This window comes from Streptomyces axinellae (assembly GCF_039532135.1).
GTDB lineage: Bacteria > Actinomycetota > Actinomycetes > Streptomycetales > Streptomycetaceae > Streptomyces > Streptomyces axinellae.
Genome location: NZ_BAAARJ010000014.1, coordinates 95,458 through 112,301, shown reverse-complemented (window position 1 = coordinate 112,301; position 16,844 = coordinate 95,458). Strand labels below are relative to the sequence as shown.

At 73.5% G+C, this 16,844-nt stretch carries 12 protein-coding genes; 3 read left to right on the top strand and 9 right to left on the bottom strand.

What is annotated here, in order from left to right:
* Nucleotides 1–32: 32 nt before the first annotated feature.
* The 7 genes from ABD339_RS21455 to ABD339_RS21425 form a co-directional block, all read right to left on the bottom strand.
* On the bottom strand, nucleotides 33–1,328 hold the full coding sequence (locus ABD339_RS21455; protein ID WP_344568029.1) for a geranylgeranyl reductase family protein: 1,296 nt from the start codon (nucleotides 1,326–1,328) through the stop codon (nucleotides 33–35).
* Between the two features lie 240 nt (nucleotides 1,329–1,568).
* Complete coding sequence (locus ABD339_RS21450) at nucleotides 1,569–3,725, bottom strand: hypothetical protein (RefSeq protein WP_344568028.1); 2,157 nt, start codon at nucleotides 3,723–3,725, stop codon at nucleotides 1,569–1,571.
* Nucleotides 3,726–4,324: 599 nt separating this feature from the next.
* A complete protein-coding gene (locus tag ABD339_RS21445) occupies nucleotides 4,325–5,020 on the bottom strand; it encodes a demethylmenaquinone methyltransferase (RefSeq protein WP_344568027.1) in 696 nt (231 codons plus the stop codon).
* 66 nt (nucleotides 5,021–5,086) lie between these two features.
* Nucleotides 5,087–6,292: a cyclic dehypoxanthinyl futalosine synthase gene (gene mqnC, locus ABD339_RS21440; protein ID WP_344568026.1), complete on the bottom strand. Its 1,206-nt coding sequence runs from the start codon at nucleotides 6,290–6,292 to the stop codon at nucleotides 5,087–5,089.
* A gap of 132 nt (nucleotides 6,293–6,424) precedes the next feature.
* Nucleotides 6,425–8,317 (bottom strand): serine/threonine-protein kinase, encoded by a 1,893-nt coding sequence (locus tag ABD339_RS21435; RefSeq protein WP_344568025.1) that lies wholly within the window; start codon nucleotides 8,315–8,317, stop codon nucleotides 6,425–6,427.
* 202 nt (nucleotides 8,318–8,519) lie between these two features.
* Nucleotides 8,520–9,359 carry a menaquinone biosynthetic enzyme MqnA/MqnD family protein gene (locus tag ABD339_RS21430; protein ID WP_344568115.1) on the bottom strand — a complete coding sequence of 280 codons (840 nt, stop codon included), beginning with the start codon at nucleotides 9,357–9,359 and terminating at the stop codon, nucleotides 8,520–8,522.
* A 95-nt stretch (nucleotides 9,360–9,454) separates the two neighbouring features.
* Entirely contained in the window at nucleotides 9,455–11,098 is a 1,644-nt protein-coding gene (locus tag ABD339_RS21425) for a N,N-dimethylformamidase beta subunit family domain-containing protein (protein ID WP_344568024.1), read from the bottom strand.
* Nucleotides 11,099–11,463: 365 nt separating this feature from the next.
* Between ABD339_RS21425 and ABD339_RS21420 the strand changes: the two genes are divergently transcribed.
* The 3 genes from ABD339_RS21420 to ABD339_RS21410 all read left to right on the top strand — a co-directional run bounded on the left by ABD339_RS21420 (nucleotide 11,464) and on the right by ABD339_RS21410 (nucleotide 14,412).
* Nucleotides 11,464–11,667: a cold-shock protein gene (locus tag ABD339_RS21420; RefSeq protein WP_344568023.1), complete on the top strand. Its 204-nt coding sequence runs from the start codon at nucleotides 11,464–11,466 to the stop codon at nucleotides 11,665–11,667.
* A gap of 298 nt (nucleotides 11,668–11,965) precedes the next feature.
* On the top strand, nucleotides 11,966–13,264 hold the full coding sequence (locus tag ABD339_RS21415; protein ID WP_344568022.1) for an ATP-binding protein: 1,299 nt from the start codon (nucleotides 11,966–11,968) through the stop codon (nucleotides 13,262–13,264).
* Nucleotides 13,261–14,412: a tetratricopeptide repeat protein gene (locus tag ABD339_RS21410; protein ID WP_344568021.1), complete on the top strand. Its 1,152-nt coding sequence runs from the start codon at nucleotides 13,261–13,263 to the stop codon at nucleotides 14,410–14,412. Before ABD339_RS21415 ends, ABD339_RS21410 begins: the two co-directional genes overlap by 4 nt.
* Nucleotides 14,413–14,535: 123 nt before the next feature.
* Here ABD339_RS21410 and ABD339_RS21405 read toward each other — a convergent pair whose 3' ends face one another.
* Both ABD339_RS21405 and ABD339_RS21400 read right to left on the bottom strand, forming a co-directional pair.
* Nucleotides 14,536–15,015, bottom strand: coding sequence for a ribose-5-phosphate isomerase (locus ABD339_RS21405; RefSeq protein WP_344568020.1), 480 nt, complete (start codon nucleotides 15,013–15,015; stop codon nucleotides 14,536–14,538).
* A gap of 62 nt (nucleotides 15,016–15,077) precedes the next feature.
* Nucleotides 15,078–16,820 (bottom strand): dihydroxyacetone kinase family protein, encoded by a 1,743-nt coding sequence (locus ABD339_RS21400; protein ID WP_344568019.1) that lies wholly within the window; start codon nucleotides 16,818–16,820, stop codon nucleotides 15,078–15,080.
* Nucleotides 16,821–16,844: the final 24 nt, after the last annotated feature.

Below are 16,844 nucleotides of genomic sequence, written 5' to 3'. Positions count from 1 at the left end.
CGGACGCCGGCGAAGTGACACGCGGCGGACGCTTACGCCCGCGGGGCGACCTTCGCCAGGCCGTTGATGATGCGGTCCATCGCGTCGCCGCCGGTGGGCTCGGTGAGGTTGGCGAGCATCTTGAGGGTGAAGCGCATCAGCAGCGGGTGGGAGAGGCCGCGCTCGGTGGCGACCTTCATGACCTTGGGGTTGCCGATGAGCTTCACGAAGGCCCGGCCCATCGTGTAGTAGCCGCCGTAGGTGTCCTTGAGGACCTTCGGGTAGCGGCGCAGGGCGAGTTCGCGCTGGCCGGGGGTGGCGCGGGCGTGCGCCTGGACGATGGTCTCGGCGGCGATGACACCGGACTCCATCGCGTAGGCGATGCCCTCGCCGTTGAACGGGTTGACCAGGCCGCCCGCGTCGCCCACCAGCAGCAGGCCCCGGGTGTAGTGCGGCTGCCGGTTGAAGGCCATGGGAAGTGCGGCACCGCGGATCGGGCCGGTCATGTTCTCGGGCGTGTAGCCCCACTCCCCGGGCATCGAGGCGCACCACGCCTTGAGGATCTCGCGCCAGTCCAGTTCCTTGAACGAGGAGGAGGTGTTGAGCACCCCCAGCCCGACGTTGGAGGTGCCGTCGCCCATGCCGAAGACCCAGCCGTAGCCGGGCAGCAGCCGGTCCTGGGCGCCGCGCCGGTCCCACAGCTCCAGCCAGGACTCCAGGTAGTCGTCGTCGTGGCGGGGCGAGGTGAAGTAGGTGCGCACGGCCACCCCCATGGGGCGGTCCTCGCGGCGGTGCAGGCCCATCTTCAGCGACAGCCGGGTGGAGTTGCCGTCGGCCGCGACCACCACGGGGGCGTGGAAGGTGACAGGGGTCTTCTCCTCGCCGAGCTTCGCGTGCACGCCGGTCACATGGCCCGTCCGCTCGTCCAGCACGGGGTCGGAGACGTTGCACCGCTCATACAGCCGTGCCCCCGCCTTCTGCGCCTGGCGGGCGAGCTGCTCGTCGAAGTCGTCGCGCTTGCGCACCAGGCCGTAGTCCGGGTAGCTGGCCAGCTCGGGCCAGTCGAGCTGAAGGCGCTGGCCGCCGGCGATGATGCGCAGGCCCTTGTTGCGCAGCCAGCCCGCTTCCTCGGAGATGTCGATGCCCATCGCGACGAGCTGTTTGGTGGCGCGCGGCGTGAGCCCGTCGCCGCACACCTTCTCGCGGGGGAAGGCCGTCTTCTCCAGCAGCAGGACGTCCAGGCCGCTGCGGGCGAGGTGGTACGCGGTCGTGGACCCGGCGGGGCCCGCACCGACGACGATCACATCGGCGGTCCGCTCGGAGGCTGGCTGCGCGTGGGGATCGGCCACGAGGACTCCCGCGTCACTTGCTGGATTGAGGCTGACTCCCGCAGTCTATGCGCGCATTCCGGACTCCCCCGGCTCGCCCCCGGCATACATCCCCTCCGGGCGTTCCGCGCGGCTCTGCCCGCGTTCGCGCCGAATGCAGGAGGGCGCCGCCTCTGGAGCGCCGCCCCCGGAGGAGGGCGCCGCCGCCCCGCGCCGCCCGCCCCCGTCTCAGCCGACTCCGGGCTCAGTCGGCTCCGGGGCTCAGTCGGCTCCGGGCTCGCTCCAGGTGTCCAGAGCCGTCTCGAAGACCGGATCACCGGCCGACTCCTCGCCGGGAAAGGCGCGGTGTTCCGAATAGATGCTGTACTCGGTGCCGTCCTCGGCCACATACGCCTGGTCGGTCGCGTGAATGGTGTTCCCCGAATCATCGGACGTGTAGGTGAATTCCCAGCGTGCGCCCGGACGGCCCCGGAAGGTGTTCTTCTTCATTTCCAGCCGCTGGTAGTCGTCCCTTTTCTTGGCGCCCTTCTCCAGAGTGCGGAAATTGGCGTACGAGGACTGACCGGCGTTCTCGATGATGCCGATGCGCAGATAGTCGCCGCCGGTAGGAGCCGCGTAGTCGATCTGGGTGCCGTTCGGCTCGCGCTGCCAGCCCTCCATCACGCCGACGCTGAACCCCTTGGAGTCCTTGACGAGGTGGAACCCGTCCGGCAGGAGGCCCCTGCCCGGAAGTTCGGGGGAGCCGCCGGGGCCGCCCTGGGCCGCTTGGGAAGCGCTGGGGTCGGGGAGGGAGCCGGGCCCGGTGGACTCGGTGGGAGTGGGGGTGGCCGTGGGGTCGGCGGAGGCGGACGGGCCGCCGGCGGGCTTCTCCTTGACGGTGCCCTTGGCGCTCGGCTTCATGTCCTCGTCCTTGTCGCCCGCGAAGTAGAAGGCGCCCCCGGCCGCGGCCCCGCCGACGAGGAAGGCGGCCAGAAGCAGCCCGACCCAGGTGGCGCCGGGACCGCGCCGCGAGGGCGGCGGAACGGCGCCGCCGCCGGGTCCGGCTGGTGCGCCGGGCACCGCTGGTGTGCCCGGTGTGCCCGGTGTGCCCGCCCCGGCGCTCAGGTTGACGGTCCTGGAGTCGGGCGCCGCCGCCTCCCCGGTGGCCGGGGGCGCGGTCGGGGGCGCGGTCGGGGGCGCGGTCGGGGCCGCCCCGGGGAACGCCCCCGCTCCCGGGACGGCGCTCTTGCCCAGCAGCGTCCGTGCGAACGGCACCAAGAGCACCGCGCCGAAGGACCACAGCAGCGCGAAGAGCAGCAGTTCGGCTCCGGCGGCGGCGAACTCCCCGTGCAGGGTGAAGCTCTCCGCGGTGGTGCCGAACTCGCCGCTGTCGGGCACGGCCGCCCCCTCGTGGAAGCCCGCCCGCACGCTCGCCCCCGCGAGCGGGACGAGCGCCAGGACCGACAGGACGAAGAACACCGCCGTCAACAGCTGTTCGCGGCGGTCGGCGGAGCGCCGCACGGCCAGCGTCCCGAGGAGCAGCGCGCACACCAGCCCGCCCGCGAGCGCCCCGACGACCGCCCAGGCGCCGCCCGCGTCGGCCAGCTCCCCGTACCCGAACGACTCACGCACGCCGCCCAGTTGGGTGGCCTCCCAGCGCACATCGATGGGGGCGCCCCAGGCCATGGCCAGGGCGAGGGCACCCAGGTTGGGCAGCAGCACCAGCAGGGCGAGCACGTCCTCGCCGTGGAGATCGTCCACGGTCGTCAGGCCGACGACGAGCATCACCACCGAGCCCAGCGCGACCACGAGCACCAGCGTCAGCAGCGCGGTCCGCAGCGCGCCGAGCACCATCCGGGGTCCGGGCCCCGGCCGGGCGGCCGGCCAGGCGTCGATCACGGCCCGGCCGAGGACCGCGCCCACGACGACGGTGGAGAGCAGAAACGCCCACAGCAGTGTGAGCCCCGGCGAGGTGCTGAGTTCCAGACCCTCGTACGAGGGACGCGCGTACAGGCCGAGCACGAGCCCCCCGAGGCCGCAGAGCGCCCCCACGCGCAAGGCGGCCTCGAACCCGGCCGAGGGCCCGGCGTCCGCGAGCCGCACCCGCTCGCGCCGCGCGGCCACGACCAGCGCGCCCACCCATACCGCGGTGGCCAGCAGCGGCAGCCACGAGAGCGTGGCTCCGCCGACGACCCGCTCGCCGCCCAGGGGGACGCTGCCGTCCGAGGTCACACCGAAGCCGCCGCCGACCCCCTGGAGCAGTCCGGCCAGCGCGACCCGCATCCGCGTGCCCCAGCCGATGTCGAGGTCGTCCAGATCCTCGTTGGACCACATCCCGATCGCACTCGCGAGCACGAACAGCAGCCCGAGCGGCCACACGGCGATCCGCAACGCGCCGGCCCAGTCCCCCTTGACCGTACGCGTGAGAAACAGGCCCACCGCGGTCGGCTGACCCGGCTGACCCGACTGAAATGGAGCCCCCGCCGGCCCCATCGGCTGCACGCCGGGCGGCGGCGGAACGGACGGTTGCGCTCCGAACGGCGGAGGCGCGACGGGCGACGGGGGTGCGGCAGGCGACGGAGGCGCGGCGGGTGACGGAGCCGCGGCCGGAGGCGGCGGGGCCGCGGGCGCGGGCGGCGCCACGAAGCCCGGCGCCACCACGTCCGGCCCCACCGGCACCCCGTGGCCCGCCGTACCCCCAGGCGCACCCGCGTCCCCAGGCGCACCCAGGTCCCCGGGTGTTGCCGTCGGGGCGCCGCAGGCCATGCAAAAACGGGCTTCAGGCGGTGAGCTGGTGCCGCATTTCGGGCAGGGCGCTGACGACGGGGACGACATGGCGCTCCTCTGTTGGCTTCGAGGGACGGCCACGGCGCCCGCGACCGGGCACCGTGCGTGTGCGGGGAGACACGAATGTCGCGTACATGGTTCCCGCGACACGCGACAGCGTCCATCGTTCCCGCTCAACCACCGCCATGGGAAGCGGAGTTACGCAAGCGCAACCGCCGCTCCGCGTCCTGCCCGCCGCCCCCGCGCGCGGGTCACGCCGGCTTGACGCCCCGGTGGAGCGCGACGATGCCGCCCGTCAGGTTGCGCCAGGCCACCCGCGACCAGCCGGCCTCCTGGAGCCGCAGTGCCATGGCCTCCTGGTCGGGCCAGGCGCGGATGGACTCCGCGAGGTAGACATAGGCGTCCGGGCTGCTGCTGACCCGGCGCGCGACCGGGGGGAGCGCTCGCATCAGGTACTCGGAGTAGACCGTGCGGAAGGGCGTCCAGGTCGGGTGGCTGAACTCGCACAGGAGCACGCGCCCGCCGGGCCGGGTGACCCGCAGCAGTTCGGCCAGCGCCGCGTCCACATCGCCGACGTTGCGCAGCCCGAAGGAGATGGTGACGGCGTCGAAGACGCCGTCGGCGAACGGCAGCCGCGTCGCGTCGCCCGCCGTCAGCGGCATCCACGGGTGCCGCCGCTTGCCCTCGCGCAGCATGCCGAGGGAGAAGTCGCAGGGCACGGTGAAGGCACCGGCCTCCACGAACGGCAGCGCCGAGGTGCCGGTGCCCGCCGCCAGGTCGAGGACACGCTCGCCGGGGCGCGCGGCCACGGAGTCGGCGACCGCCCGGCGCCACAGCCGCGCCTGGCCGAGCGAGAGCACGTCATTGGTCAGGTCGTACTTCTCCGCGACCTCGTCGAACATCGCGGCGACGTCCTGCGGCTTCTTGTCCAGGGATGCGCGGGTCACGGAGCGTTCCGTTCCTGTGAGTCGGCCTGCCGGCCGGCCTGCGAGCTTGTCTGTCGGGGCGGCCTGTCAGTTGGCCTCTGCGAGCCGCAGCTCGGGGTGGGCCGTGCCGCCCTCGATCGCGGTGGAGGAGAGGTGCGAGACGACCTTGTCGTCCACCGGGTCGCTGGCCGGGTCGTCGTGCACGACCAGGTGTTCGTAGGTCGTCGCCCGCTGTGCCGGTACGCGCCCCGCCTTGCGGATCAGGTCGATGATCTCCATGCGGTTGGAGCGGTGCCTGGCACCGGCCGAGGAGACGACGTTCTCCTCCAGCATGATCGAGCCGAGGTCGTCCGCGCCGTAGTGCAGCGAGAGCTGGCCGACCTCCTTGCCGGTGGTCAGCCAGGAGCCCTGGATGTGGGCGACGTTGTCCAGGAAGACGCGCGCGATGGCGATCATCCGCAGGTACTCGAAGAGCGTGGCCTGCGTCTGGCCCTTCAGGTGGTTGTTCTCCGGCTGGTAGGTGTAGGGGATGAAGGCGCGGAAGCCGCCGGTGCGGTCCTGCACGTCGCGGATCATCCGCAGGTGCTCGATGCGCTCCGCGTTGGTCTCGCCGGTGCCCATCAGCATCGTCGAGGTGGATTCCACCCCGAGGTTGTGGGCGATCTCCATGATCTCCAGCCAGCGCTCGCCCGACTCCTTGAGCGGGGCGATGGCCTTGCGGGGCCGGGCGGGCAGCAGTTCCGCGCCGGCGCCGGCGAAGGAGTCGAGCCCGGCCGCGTGGATGCGCTCGATGGCCTCCTTCGGCGTGACCTTGGAGATCCGCGCCATGTGCTCGACCTCGCTGGCGCCGAGGGAGTGGATGACCAGCTGCGGGTACGCCTTCTTGATGGCGGCGAAGTGCTCCTCGTAGTACTCCACGCCGTAGTCGGGGTGGTGGCCGCCCTGGAACATGATCTGGGTGCCGCCCAGCTCCACCGTCTCGGCGCAGCGGCGCAGGATGTCGTCCAGGTCGCGGGTCCACACCTTGTCGCTCTTGGGCGAGGCGTAGAACGCGCAGAACTTGCACGCCGTCACACAGGAGTTGGTGTAGTTGATGTTGCGCTCGATGATGTACGTCGCGATGTGCTCGGTGCCCGCGTAGCGGCGGCGCCTGGCCTTGTCGGCGGCGGCCCCCAGCGCGTGCAGCGGGGCCGAGCGGTAGAGGTCGAGGGCCTCTTCGGGAGTGACCCGGCCGCCCTCGGCCGCGCGGTCGAGTACGGACTGCAGGCCGGCATTCGACGCGTGCGCTGTCACCGGGCGTCCCTCCAAAGGTCGCACATTCAGACATCCCGCCGCTTTCGCCTCCGAAGCGACGACCACGCCAGCGTACGCCAGGGTCCTGCCCCGTCTTCCGGCGCCGGGGGCCCGGCCCGCCCCCGGCCCGTCTCAGCCCATCTTCCGGAGCGTCCCGGACGGGCCCCGGCCGCCGCCGGGGCCGGTGCCGGAGTGGTAGGTGAGCGTCCGCTTGTCGCCGCCGTGCAGTCGGAAGACCTCGCCCTTGGTGTTCCCGGAGCACACCTGCGCGCCGGTCTTGCTGACGGCGTCCAAGGTCACCCGGCCGCGGTCGCTGTCCACGGCGCGCAGCTTCCAGGCCGTACGGCACACGGCGCCGGTCCGCCTGGTCACCCCGGTGGCGACCGTCTCGCCCGCGGCGCCCCCCGTGAAGTCGACGGTCAGCCGGCCTCCCGGGGCGCCGGTATCGAAGCTCACATCACCCTGCCAGGTACCGATGAACCCCCGGGGCAGTGAGGGCCTGGCCGCCCCGCCGCTGCCGCCGCCCGTGTCCCCCGGCCCGGGCTGTGCGGGCTGTGCGGTGTCGCCGCCGCCGGTGTTCTGGCCGGGGAAGAGGCCCAGATACCAGGTGCCGGACAGCGCCGCCGCCAACACGACGCACGCGAGCGTGACGACGAGCGTGCAGCTGACCCGGCGCCGGCGGCCCGCCTTCACCCGGGCCTCGGCCACGGGAGCCTGCGCGCCGGCTCCGGCCGGGGCGACCGCCCGGCCGTGGGAGGCGGGCCCGGCCGCCCGGATGTCGATCTGGGTCGGCGGACCGCTCGACGCCTCCGCGCCGGTGCCCGGCCCGGTGCCGCTCCCGGTTCCCGGCCCGGCCCCGGATCCAGTGTCCGGCCCGGTTCCCGGTCCCGTGCCCGGCCCTGTTCCTGGTGCGGCCCCGGGCTGCTCACCGCTGCCCGCCTCGGGCGCGGGGCTCCCGGGCGCCGGGGTCCCGGGCGCTGTGCTCCCGGTGGCCGGGGGCACCGGGCTCATGGCCGCCGGGCTGACGGGCGCCGGGCTCGCGGGGGTGTGCGTGTGCGCCGGAGTGCTGTCGCCCTGGGCGGCCAGGGAGGTGAACGGGACGGGCCCCGAGCGCGGATCGGGCCCTTCCGGTTCCAGGCTGAGCAGCTCGACAGCCCGTCTGCTCACCTGTTCCACGATCGGACCGGGCAGCCAGCCGGAGCGTACGAGCCCCGCCGCGCCCGCCGGGCCCGCCAGTTCCCGGGCGATCTCCCAGGGCAGCGGCCGGGCAGCCGGATCCTTGGCCAGACAGCGCCCGATCACCTCGCGCAACTCGCCGTCGAGCCCGTCCAGATCGGGGGGCTCGTGCACGACGCGGTAGAGCAGCGCGGCCGAACTGTCGCCGGGGAAGGGCACCTTGCGCAGCGCCGCGTACGCCAGCACGGCGCCCAGCGAGAAGATGTCCGAAGGCCCGACCGCCCCACGGCCGAGCACCTGCTCGGGTGACATGTAGCCCGGTGATCCGATCGAGACCCCGGAGGAAGTGAGGGAGGAGTCGCTGTCGGTCGCACGGGCGATGCCGAAGTCGATCAGCCGCGGTCCGTCCACCGTCAGCAGCACGTTGGAGGGCTTCACATCCCGGTGGACGAGCCCGAGCCCGTGCACATGGTGCAGCGCCTCGGCCAGCCCCGCGCCCATCGCCCGTACGGTGTTCTCCGGCAGCGGCCCGTACTCCCGCAGGGCGTCGGAGAGGGCCGGGCCCGCCACATAGCCGGTGACCACCCAGGGCAGCGGCGCCTCCGGGTCGGCGTCGAGCACCGGCGCCGTCCAGTCACCGCCCACCCGCCGCGCGGAATCGACCTCGCGCCGGAAGCGGGCGCGGAACTGCTCGTCCGAGGCGAAGTGCGGATGGACCACCTTGACCGCGACCGTACGGCCGCTCACCGAGCGGCCCAGGTACACCCGTCCCATTCCGCCCGAGCCGAGCCTGCGCAGGAGTCGGTACTCCCCCAGCTCCCGCGGGTCCTCCGGCTCCAGCCGCCACATACTGATGTCCCCCTGCCCCTTCCCCCTACCTCCCGGTCACCGGTTCAGCTTAGGCACCACGCACGGCCGGGCAGCGCCCGGGCCCGGAAAACGGGGGCCCGAACCGGGAGAACGGCTCCCGGAACGGGTCGGAGAACGAACGGGCGTACGGGTCAGGAGAACGAGTGGGCGTACGGGTCAGGAGAACGAGTGGGCGTACGGGTCAGGGGCGCAGCACATCGACGGTCACGTCGGCGGGGAAGCCCGTGGTGCCGCCGGTGCGGCGGGCGAACTCGCGTACGCCCTCCAGCTGCCGCTCGCCGAAGCGGAAGTCGAGGGTGGTGAAGTACCGCTCCAGCACCGGGGGTTCGAAGATCTCGTAGCGCGCGGCGTGCGCGGCGACCTGATCGACCTGTTCGAGCGCCAGATCGCGGGAGGAGAGGAAGGCCCGGTGCACCTCGCGGGCGGTCTCCGGCTCGCGCTCCAGGAAGTCGCGCCGCACGGCCCATACGGCGAAGACGAACGGCAGGCCCGTCCACTCCTTCCACAGCTGCCCGAGGTCGTGCACCTCCAGGTCCTGCTCCGGAAGGTGGCGCAGATAGGCGCGCAGGCCCACATCGCCGATGACGACGGCGGCGTCGGCCTCCTTCATCATCCGCTCCAGGTCGGGCGGACAGGTGTAGTAGTCCGGCTCGACTCCGAAGCGCTCGCTCAGCAGCAGCTGGGCCAGGCGCACGGAGGTGCGGGAGGTGGAGCCGAGCGCGACCCGGGCGCCGTCGAGCTGGTCGAGGGGGACGCGGGAGACGATCTCGCAGGACATCACGTTGCCGTCGCAGCCGACGGCGATGTCCGGCAGGGCGACGAGGTCGTCGGCGTTGCGCAGGAACTCCACGAGGGTGACCGGGCCCATGTCCAGCCGCCCGTCCACGACCATCTCGCTGAGCTTCTCGGGGGTCTCCCGGGTCAGGTCGAGGTCGAGGAGGGTGCCCGTGTGGACCAGGCCCCAGTAGAGGGGCAGACAGTTCAGAAACTGGATGTGCCCTACACGGGGCCGGGTGCGCACATGCCTCGGATTCTCACTCACCCTTCGGAGAGTACGCCTCGGAACATCCGCGTCCGCACGAGGGGCGCGCCGCCCCTCGCGCCCGAGACGCCGCCTCACGCCGCCCGCGGGGCCGCGCCCACGGCCGCCGGCTCCGCCGCCTGCGCGTCGGCTCCGGGTTTCGCCCCGTACACCTCTTTCACGTTGTCCTCGGCCGCGCCGCGCTCCCGTGCCGCGGGCCCCTTGGCGAACCCGTGCAGCACGTTCCGGGTGACCTTCGTGACGAAACGGCGGGTCCTGGCATCCATCCCGTGGCACCGCCCGCCGTCGGAGGTGCCCGCCATCAGCGCCTCCACCCAGCGCATCGTGCCGGTCGCGAACACCCCGGCGCCGCCGCCCACCGTGTAGTACGCCGCGTCCGCGTGGCTGTGGCGGCCGTTGCACACCAGCGGCGAGTGGGCCACGATCTCGATCGGCCGCGGGGTGGTCTCCTGCTCCGGCGTGACGCGGTCGTACTCGACGCCCACCAGGTGCGCGAAGCGGTCGCCGCGGCGCGCGCCCGTACCCCGGAAGACCCAGTGCTCGGGCCGGTGGACGACGAAGGGCGCGTCCGTGGGATAGCCCTCGTACAGCACCCCGGTCAGCGACGCCTCCGAGTCGGGCCGGGGCGCCGCGCGGAAGTCGGTGGTGACCTGCGACGGGTGCCGGGGATAGGCGGGGTCGCGGTGCCAGTCGGTCTTGTAGCACACCACCGTCCGGTCCGGGCCGAGCGCCGAGGACTCCGCACGCACCCGCCGGAAGCAGGTGTTCGCCCCCAGGAAGGCGACGTTGGTGCCGCTGTCCCGCGCCCTGGTGATGTGCCGGCGCTGCTGCGGCGTCCAGTACTCGTCGTGGCCCAGCGAGATGAGGGACCTCGCACCGCGCAGCACACCCGGGTCGGCGGAGAGGTGCAATCCGGTGGTGTACGCCAGCGGGATGCCGAGCCGCTCCGCCAGCACGACGAGGGGCCGCTCGTGGACGAGGAACTTCTCGGCGCCGTTCTTGTCGTAGGGCCGGTCGAAACTGACCGCGAGCGAACGGTCGTGATAGCCGCCGCTCTCCCCCGCATAGAGGTTGTAGCCGCCCCACCGGTTGTACGCCTGCCAGGTGGCGGTCGCGTGCACCAGCAGGGTGCGGCCCCGCGCCGCGGCCGAGCACAGCACCAGCGGCACGTAGCGGCGGTGGCCCGAATCGGCGTCCAGGACCAGCAGATAGGCGCCCTCCGGCCAGCCGTCGGTGGAGATCCGCACGCTGGGCTTCCAGTCGGCCCGGACGGTGCGGGTGGCGCCGTCGAAGTCCGGGCCCTGCTGCCGCCGCCCCCGGACCGGACGCGACCGCCACACCCGCCGGGCCTGCTTGCCCTGGTACCAGCCGACCCGGTACGCGGTCACCCGGAAGGACCCGGCCGTGGTGGACACGAACAGCCGCACCTCCTCACCGGGGCGCACCCCGGCCCGGTCGGCGAACCCCTCGATCGCGTCGTCCGGGCCCTGCGCGTCGATGCGCCATCCCGCGTCGCCGGGCCGGTTCCGTTCGTCGGCCCCGACCGGATCGTGCCTGCTCCCCCGGGCCGCGCCGGGCTGCCCGTCACATCCCGTCGCCGTGAGGCCGAGCGCCGCCGTACCGACGAGCCCGGCGGCGGAACCGAGGACCCGCCGCCGCGCGGGCCGCCCACGGCCGTGGCGGCTGCTGCGTCTGCAGCGGTTGGCCGGATCGTCCATGGCACCTCCTGCCCATGAGGACTGGAGAGTCAGCCCGCTCCTCCAGCCTGGGCCGGGGCCCGTGACCGGGCGAGAGCAGGAGAGCCGCGCGGGTGAAGGCCGGAGGGAGACGGAAGGGGGCGGCGCGGGCGGGCGCTCCGGGTGGTCCGCGGGGGCCGGTCGGGGGAGGCGGACACCGGCGGGCAGAACATGATCGTCAGCCCTTCCCCGTTCCGGATCCTGCGTGCTAGGCTCGCCGCAAGTTGCAGTTTGGTTTCCCTTGCAGTACAGAGCCTGCGGAGCATGTGACCGCGGGCTCTCGTCGTTTTCAGGCTTCTTAGTGGGTTCTGGGAGCAGGGACACCCTTATAGGCCCAAGGAGGGCTTATGGCTACCGGAACCGTGAAGTGGTTCAACGCCGAAAAGGGCTTCGGTTTCATCGCCCAGGACGGCGGCGGTCCCGATGTCTTCGTTCACTACAGCGCGATCAACGCGTCTGGCTTCCGCTCTCTGGAGGAAAACCAGCTCGTGAGCTTCGACGTCACCCAGGGCCCGAAGGGCCCGCAGGCGGAGAACGTGACCCCGCAGTAGTCCCTGTCTCACGCAGTACCCAAGGAGCCCCCGCCCCGGCGGGGGCTCCTGCCTTTTCGCCTTGGCGGCCGGCCCTTGGGGGTTGCCGCCACCGTGGCCTCGGTGTGTTGCCCGGCGGTCGGCAGGGCCCTTCGCCATCCGGCGCAGTGTGCTGGGTCGGGGGTGGCCCTGGCTGTGCTTCGCAGGGTGCGGGTGCGTATGCCCTGAGCGCGCCGTTCCCCGCGCCCCTTCGGGCGCCCCGCGTTCCTTCGGGCGTACCGCCGTTCGACTCGGCGGGGTCCCCTTTTAGGGTGACGGCATGTCCGATGAGTCACCGCTGATCCAGAGTCTGCGCGGCGCGGTCGAGGCCGCTCCGGAGGATGTACCGCTGCGGCTGCATCTGGCCCAGCTCCTGCTGGATGCCGGGCGTGCCGGCGAGGCCATCGTGGAGGCCGCGGCGGCCCTCCAGCGGGACCCGAACAACGTCCAAGCGCGCGCGATGATGACCCGCGCGGTCGGCCCGCCGCCCCCTGGGCCCGCCGCCGCGCCGTCGCCGTCGTCCGGCCAGGCGCCTCATGCCCCCGAGCCCGGCTTCGACTGGCACCGGGCCGAGGACGAGGTCGCGGGCATCGTCGAACCGCGCTTTGTGACGGGCCCGCCCGACGAGTCCGGCGCGGCCGGTACGCCCGAGGTGCCGCTGGCCGCCGGCGGGGACGACGACCCGGGCGCGACCTCGCCCTGGGACGTCGAGTCGGCCGGCGGGCTGCGGCTGGCCGACGTCGGGGGGATGCGCGAGGTCAAGGAGCGGCTGGAGGCCGCGTTCCTGGCGCCGCTGCGCAACCCGGAGCTGCGCAAGCTGTACGGCAAGAGCCTGCGCGGCGGGCTGCTGCTGTACGGGCCGCCCGGCTGCGGCAAGACGTTCCTGGCCCGGGCCGTCGCGGGTGAGCTGGGGGCCGGCTTCCTCAATGTCGCGCTCAGCGATGTGCTGGACATGTGGGTCGGCGCCTCCGAGCGCAACCTCTCCTCGATCTTCAAGACGGCCCGCCGCAACGCGCCCTGCGTCGTCTTCCTCGACGAACTGGACGCGCTCGGCGGCAAGCGCAGCCGCATCCAGCACGGCGGGATGCGCAACACCGTCAACCAGCTGCTGACCGAACTGGACGGCGTCGGCAGCGACAACGAGGGCGTGTTCGTGCTCGCCGCCACCAACCACCCCTGGGACGTGGACTCCGCGCTGCGCCGCCCGGGGCGGCTCGACCGCACCTTGCTGGTGCTGCCGCCCGACGACGAGGCGCGGCGCGCGGTGCTCCACTACCACCTGCGGGAGCGGCCGGTCGCCGGGGTGGACCTGGAGCGGCTGGCGCGCCGTACCGAGGGGTTCTCCGGCGCGGACCTCGCGCACCTGTGTGAGACGGCCTCCGAGTACGCGCTCATGGACTCCGTGCGCAGCGGTGAGCCCCGCATGATCGGCATGGCCGACCTCACCAGGGCCGCCAAGGAGCTGCGGCCCTCCACCGACGCGTGGTTCGCCACCGCGCGGAACGTCGCCCTGTACGCCAACGAGGGCGGCACCTACGACGATCTGCTGGCCTACCTCAAGAAGCGGAAACTGCTGTGACATCCGGCGCCGGCGAGCTTTCCGGGGCCGCTCTGCTGCTGGCCAAGGCGGAACTGCTGATCGACGCGCGACACCCGGCAGAGGCGTGGCCGCTGCTCTTCCAGGCGTCGAAGGAGGACGGGGAGAACCCGATGGTGTGGGCCGAGATGGCCCGCTGCCAGCTCGCCTGGGGCAGGCCGCACGCCACCGTGCTGCTCGCGCGGTCCGCCTTGCACTACGCCCCGCAACTGGCTTACGCGCACCGGCTGCTGACGCATGGTCAGTTGGGCGACGGGGATCTGGCCGGGGGCCTGGCCTCGGCCCGGGAGTGCGTACGGCTGGATCCCGGCTCCTGGGTCTGCCACTGGTCGCTGTCCGAGGCGCTGCGCCGCCAGGTGACCGACCAGACGCCCAAGGCCGAGAAGGAGGCGTACCTGCGCGAAGCGCTGGAGGCCGCCGGGCGGGCGGTGGAGCTGGACCCGGAGAACCCGGGGACGCATGAACAGGTCGCGCAGGTCCAGTCGATGCGGGGCCGCAAACAGGACGCGCACGCCGCCTGGCAGGAGGTGCTCAGGCTCGACCCGGCCGATACCCGGGTCCGCGCCGACCTGGTGCGCAGTCAGGCCGAGGAGGGCCAGGCGCACCTGAGCGACGTCATCTCGGCGGGCACGGACGCGCTCGCCGCGTCACCGCAGTCCGCCGCCGCCCGCCACGAACTGCACCACAGCTACCACCGGATGCTGTGCCGCACCCGCTGGGTCGCCCTGCTCAGCCTGCTGGTGGCGACGCTGGCGGCCCGGGTCTTCCCCACCGGGGACGACCCGGCGGTCCTGCCCGTGGAGCTGGGACAGCGGCTCTACGGGCTGGCCTGGATCGCCGGTATCTGGACGCTGACCTGCGTGCTCGCCTGGCGGCGGCTGCCCCGCGGCGCCTGGCGCGGGATGCGCGCACTGCTGGGCCGCTCCTGGCAGGTGCGCTCGGCACCGCTGGCCGCCGCCTGGTGCCTGCTGTGCGCGGTGGCGCTGCTGGCGGTCGGCTGGAGGGACCGGGCGGCGATGCAGTGGGTCGTGCACGCGGGCTGGGCGGTGACGCTGGCGGTGATGTACGCGGACTACACCGTCCGCGAAAACGTCCCCGGCCGGCGCCGCTGGCCCCGCCTCTACGGGTGAGGGCCGACGCCCCGAAGGGGCGCGAGGAACTGCGTGCTCAGCCCACAAGCACCCGCACCCGCACCCTGCGAAGCACACCCGGGGGCACCCCGTGCTCAGCACCCCCGGACAGACCGCCTGGCTCTAACAACCCTGCTCGTACCCGCTGATCGCGGCGACCTTCTCGGCCGAGGCCGAGGTCTCGTCGAAGTGCTGGTCCAGCCAGTCGTCCAGCAGGGTCCTGGCCAGTTCCAGGCCGATGACGCGCTGGCCGAAGCACAGGACCTGGGCGTTGTTGCTGAGGACCGAGCGGCGTACGGAGTAGCTGTCGTGCGCGGTCACCGCGCGGACGCCGGGGACCTTGTTGGCGCTGATGGCTACGCCGAGGCCGGTGCCGCAGATCAGCAGCGCCCGGTCGGCCTCGCCCGCGGCGATCCGGCGGGCCGCCTCGACCGCGACGTGCGGGTACGCGGTGTGCTCGTCAGAGCCCACTCCGACATCGGTGACCTCCGCGACGCGCGCGTCGTCCTTGAGGTCGCGCTTGAGGGCTTCCTTGTAGTCGAGTCCGGCGTCGTCGCTGCCCACGACGATACGGAAGGGCCGGGGGGCGGGGGTGTTGCTCATGGTGCGTTCCTCCTGGTGCGAGGGGTGCGGGAAGCGAGAGAGGCGGGTGGCGGGGCGAGTGGTCAGCCGTCGGTGGCCAGGGCCGTGGCCGCCTCGGTCAGGACCATCGCCAGCGAGGTGGCGCCCGGGTCGGGGGTGCCGACGCTGCGTTCGGCCAGCGGCCGGGCGCGGCCCAGTCGGGGGCTCAGCCGCGCGGTGGCCTCCGCCGCCGTACCGGCCTCGGCCGCGGCGGCGGCGAACGCCGCCCCGGCGCCCGCCCCTTCGCCGACGCTGCGGGCGAAGGCGGTCACGAACGGGTCGAGGGCATCGACCAGCGTCTTGTCGCCGGGCCGGGCGCCGCCGAGCGAGGTGACGGCCTCCAGCGCGGCCCGGGCCGCGGCGGCCAGTTCGGCGGGCTCGGCCGGCCGGTCGGCGGGGAGCGCGGAACCGGCGGCGCGCAGGCCGGCACCCCACAGTGCGCCGGAGGTGCCGCCCGCCTCGGCGGCCCAGGCGTCACCGGCGGCGGCGAGCAGCGCGGCGCGGGCCGCGTCCGCGTCCTCCGCCTGCTCGGCGGCGGCGAGCGCGGCGTCCACGCCCTTGCACATGCCGCGCCCGTGGTCGCCGTCCCCGGCGACCGCGTCGAGCTTGCCCAGCCGCTCCTCCTGGTCGTGCAGGAGGGTGTGGGCGGCGCGCAGCGCGCGGACGGCCGCTGCGGAGACGGCCACGGCGCCGCCTGTGGCGGTGGGTGTCTCGGTGCGGGTGGCCGTGGCGGATCGGGGCTCGGGGGCCCGTTCCGCCACGGCCGGGTTCTGGGGGGCGACCTCGCCCCTGCGGTAGGAGGGGGTGTCGGCGGGGGCGAGCCACAGCCGCTCCAGCTCGTCGTCCAGCCAGGTGAGGGTGAGGGAGCAGCCCGCCATGTCGAGGCTGGTGACCAGTTCGCCGACCTCGGGGCGCACCGTCTCCAGGCCCGCTTCGGCCAGCAGCCGGGAGACTGTCGCCCACAGGACGTACAGCTCCTCGTACTTGGTGGCGCCCAGGCCGTTGAGGAGGACGGCGACCCGGTTGCCCGCCGCGTCCGCCGGGCGCTCGGCCAGCAGGCCCTCGACCAGGGTGCGGGCCAGGTCCTCGGCGCTGGTCAGTTCGCTCTCGCTGACGCCGGGTTCGCCGTGGATGCCCAGGCCCAGGCCGAGCCTGCCCTCCGGGACGGTGAACAGGGGCTCGCGCTGTCCGGGCAGGGTGCAGCCGGCGAAGGCGACGCCGAGGGTGCGGGTGCGGGCGTTGGTGTGCTCGGCGATCCGGACGACCTCGGCCAGGTCGGCGCCTTCCTCGGCGGCGGCCGAGGCGGTCTTGAAGACGACGAAGCCGCCGGCTATGCCGCGCCGTTTGGCCCGCTCCTCGTCGGAGCCGGCGGGGGCGCTGGCGATGTCGTCGGTGACGGCGAAGCAGCGGGCTTCGATGCCCTCGCCGGTGAGGCGCTGGGCTGCCTGGCCGAAGTTCATGACGTCACCGGCGTAGTTGCCGAACAGGAACAGGACCCCGGCGCCGCTTTCGGCCTCCCTCGCCACGGAGTGGGCCTGCGCGGCGGACGGTGAGGTGAACACGTTCCCGATCACCGAGCCGTCGGCGAAGCCGGGGCCCACCACGCCGCAGAAGGCCGGGTAGTGGCCGGAGCCGCCGCCGGTGAGCACGGCGACCTTCGCCGCCGCCGGGCGCTGGGCGCGGACGACTCCGCCGTGGACGGCCCGGACGTGTTCGGGGTGCGCTGCGGCGAATCCGTTCACCATGTCGTCGGTGAAGCGGGAGGGGTCGTTGAAGAGTCGGGTCATGGAGGGCTCCAGTTGTTTCGGCTC

What these genes read in the sequence shown, in the direction of transcription:
- ABD339_RS21435 (WP_344568025.1), bottom strand. Translation starts at nt 8,317, where the DNA reads ATGTGGCGGCTGGAGCCGGAGGACCCGCGGGAGCTGGGGGAGTACCGA.
- ABD339_RS21425 (WP_344568024.1), bottom strand. Translation starts at nt 11,098, where the DNA reads ATGGACGATCCGGCCAACCGCTGCAGACGCAGCAGCCGCCACGGCCGT.
- ABD339_RS21420 (WP_344568023.1), top strand. Translation starts at nt 11,464, where the DNA reads ATGGCTACCGGAACCGTGAAGTGGTTCAACGCCGAAAAGGGCTTCGGT.
- ABD339_RS21415 (WP_344568022.1), top strand. Translation starts at nt 11,966, where the DNA reads ATGTCCGATGAGTCACCGCTGATCCAGAGTCTGCGCGGCGCGGTCGAG.
- ABD339_RS21405 (WP_344568020.1), bottom strand. Translation starts at nt 15,015, where the DNA reads ATGAGCAACACCCCCGCCCCCCGGCCCTTCCGTATCGTCGTGGGCAGC.
- ABD339_RS21400 (WP_344568019.1), bottom strand. Translation starts at nt 16,820, where the DNA reads ATGACCCGACTCTTCAACGACCCCTCCCGCTTCACCGACGACATGGTG.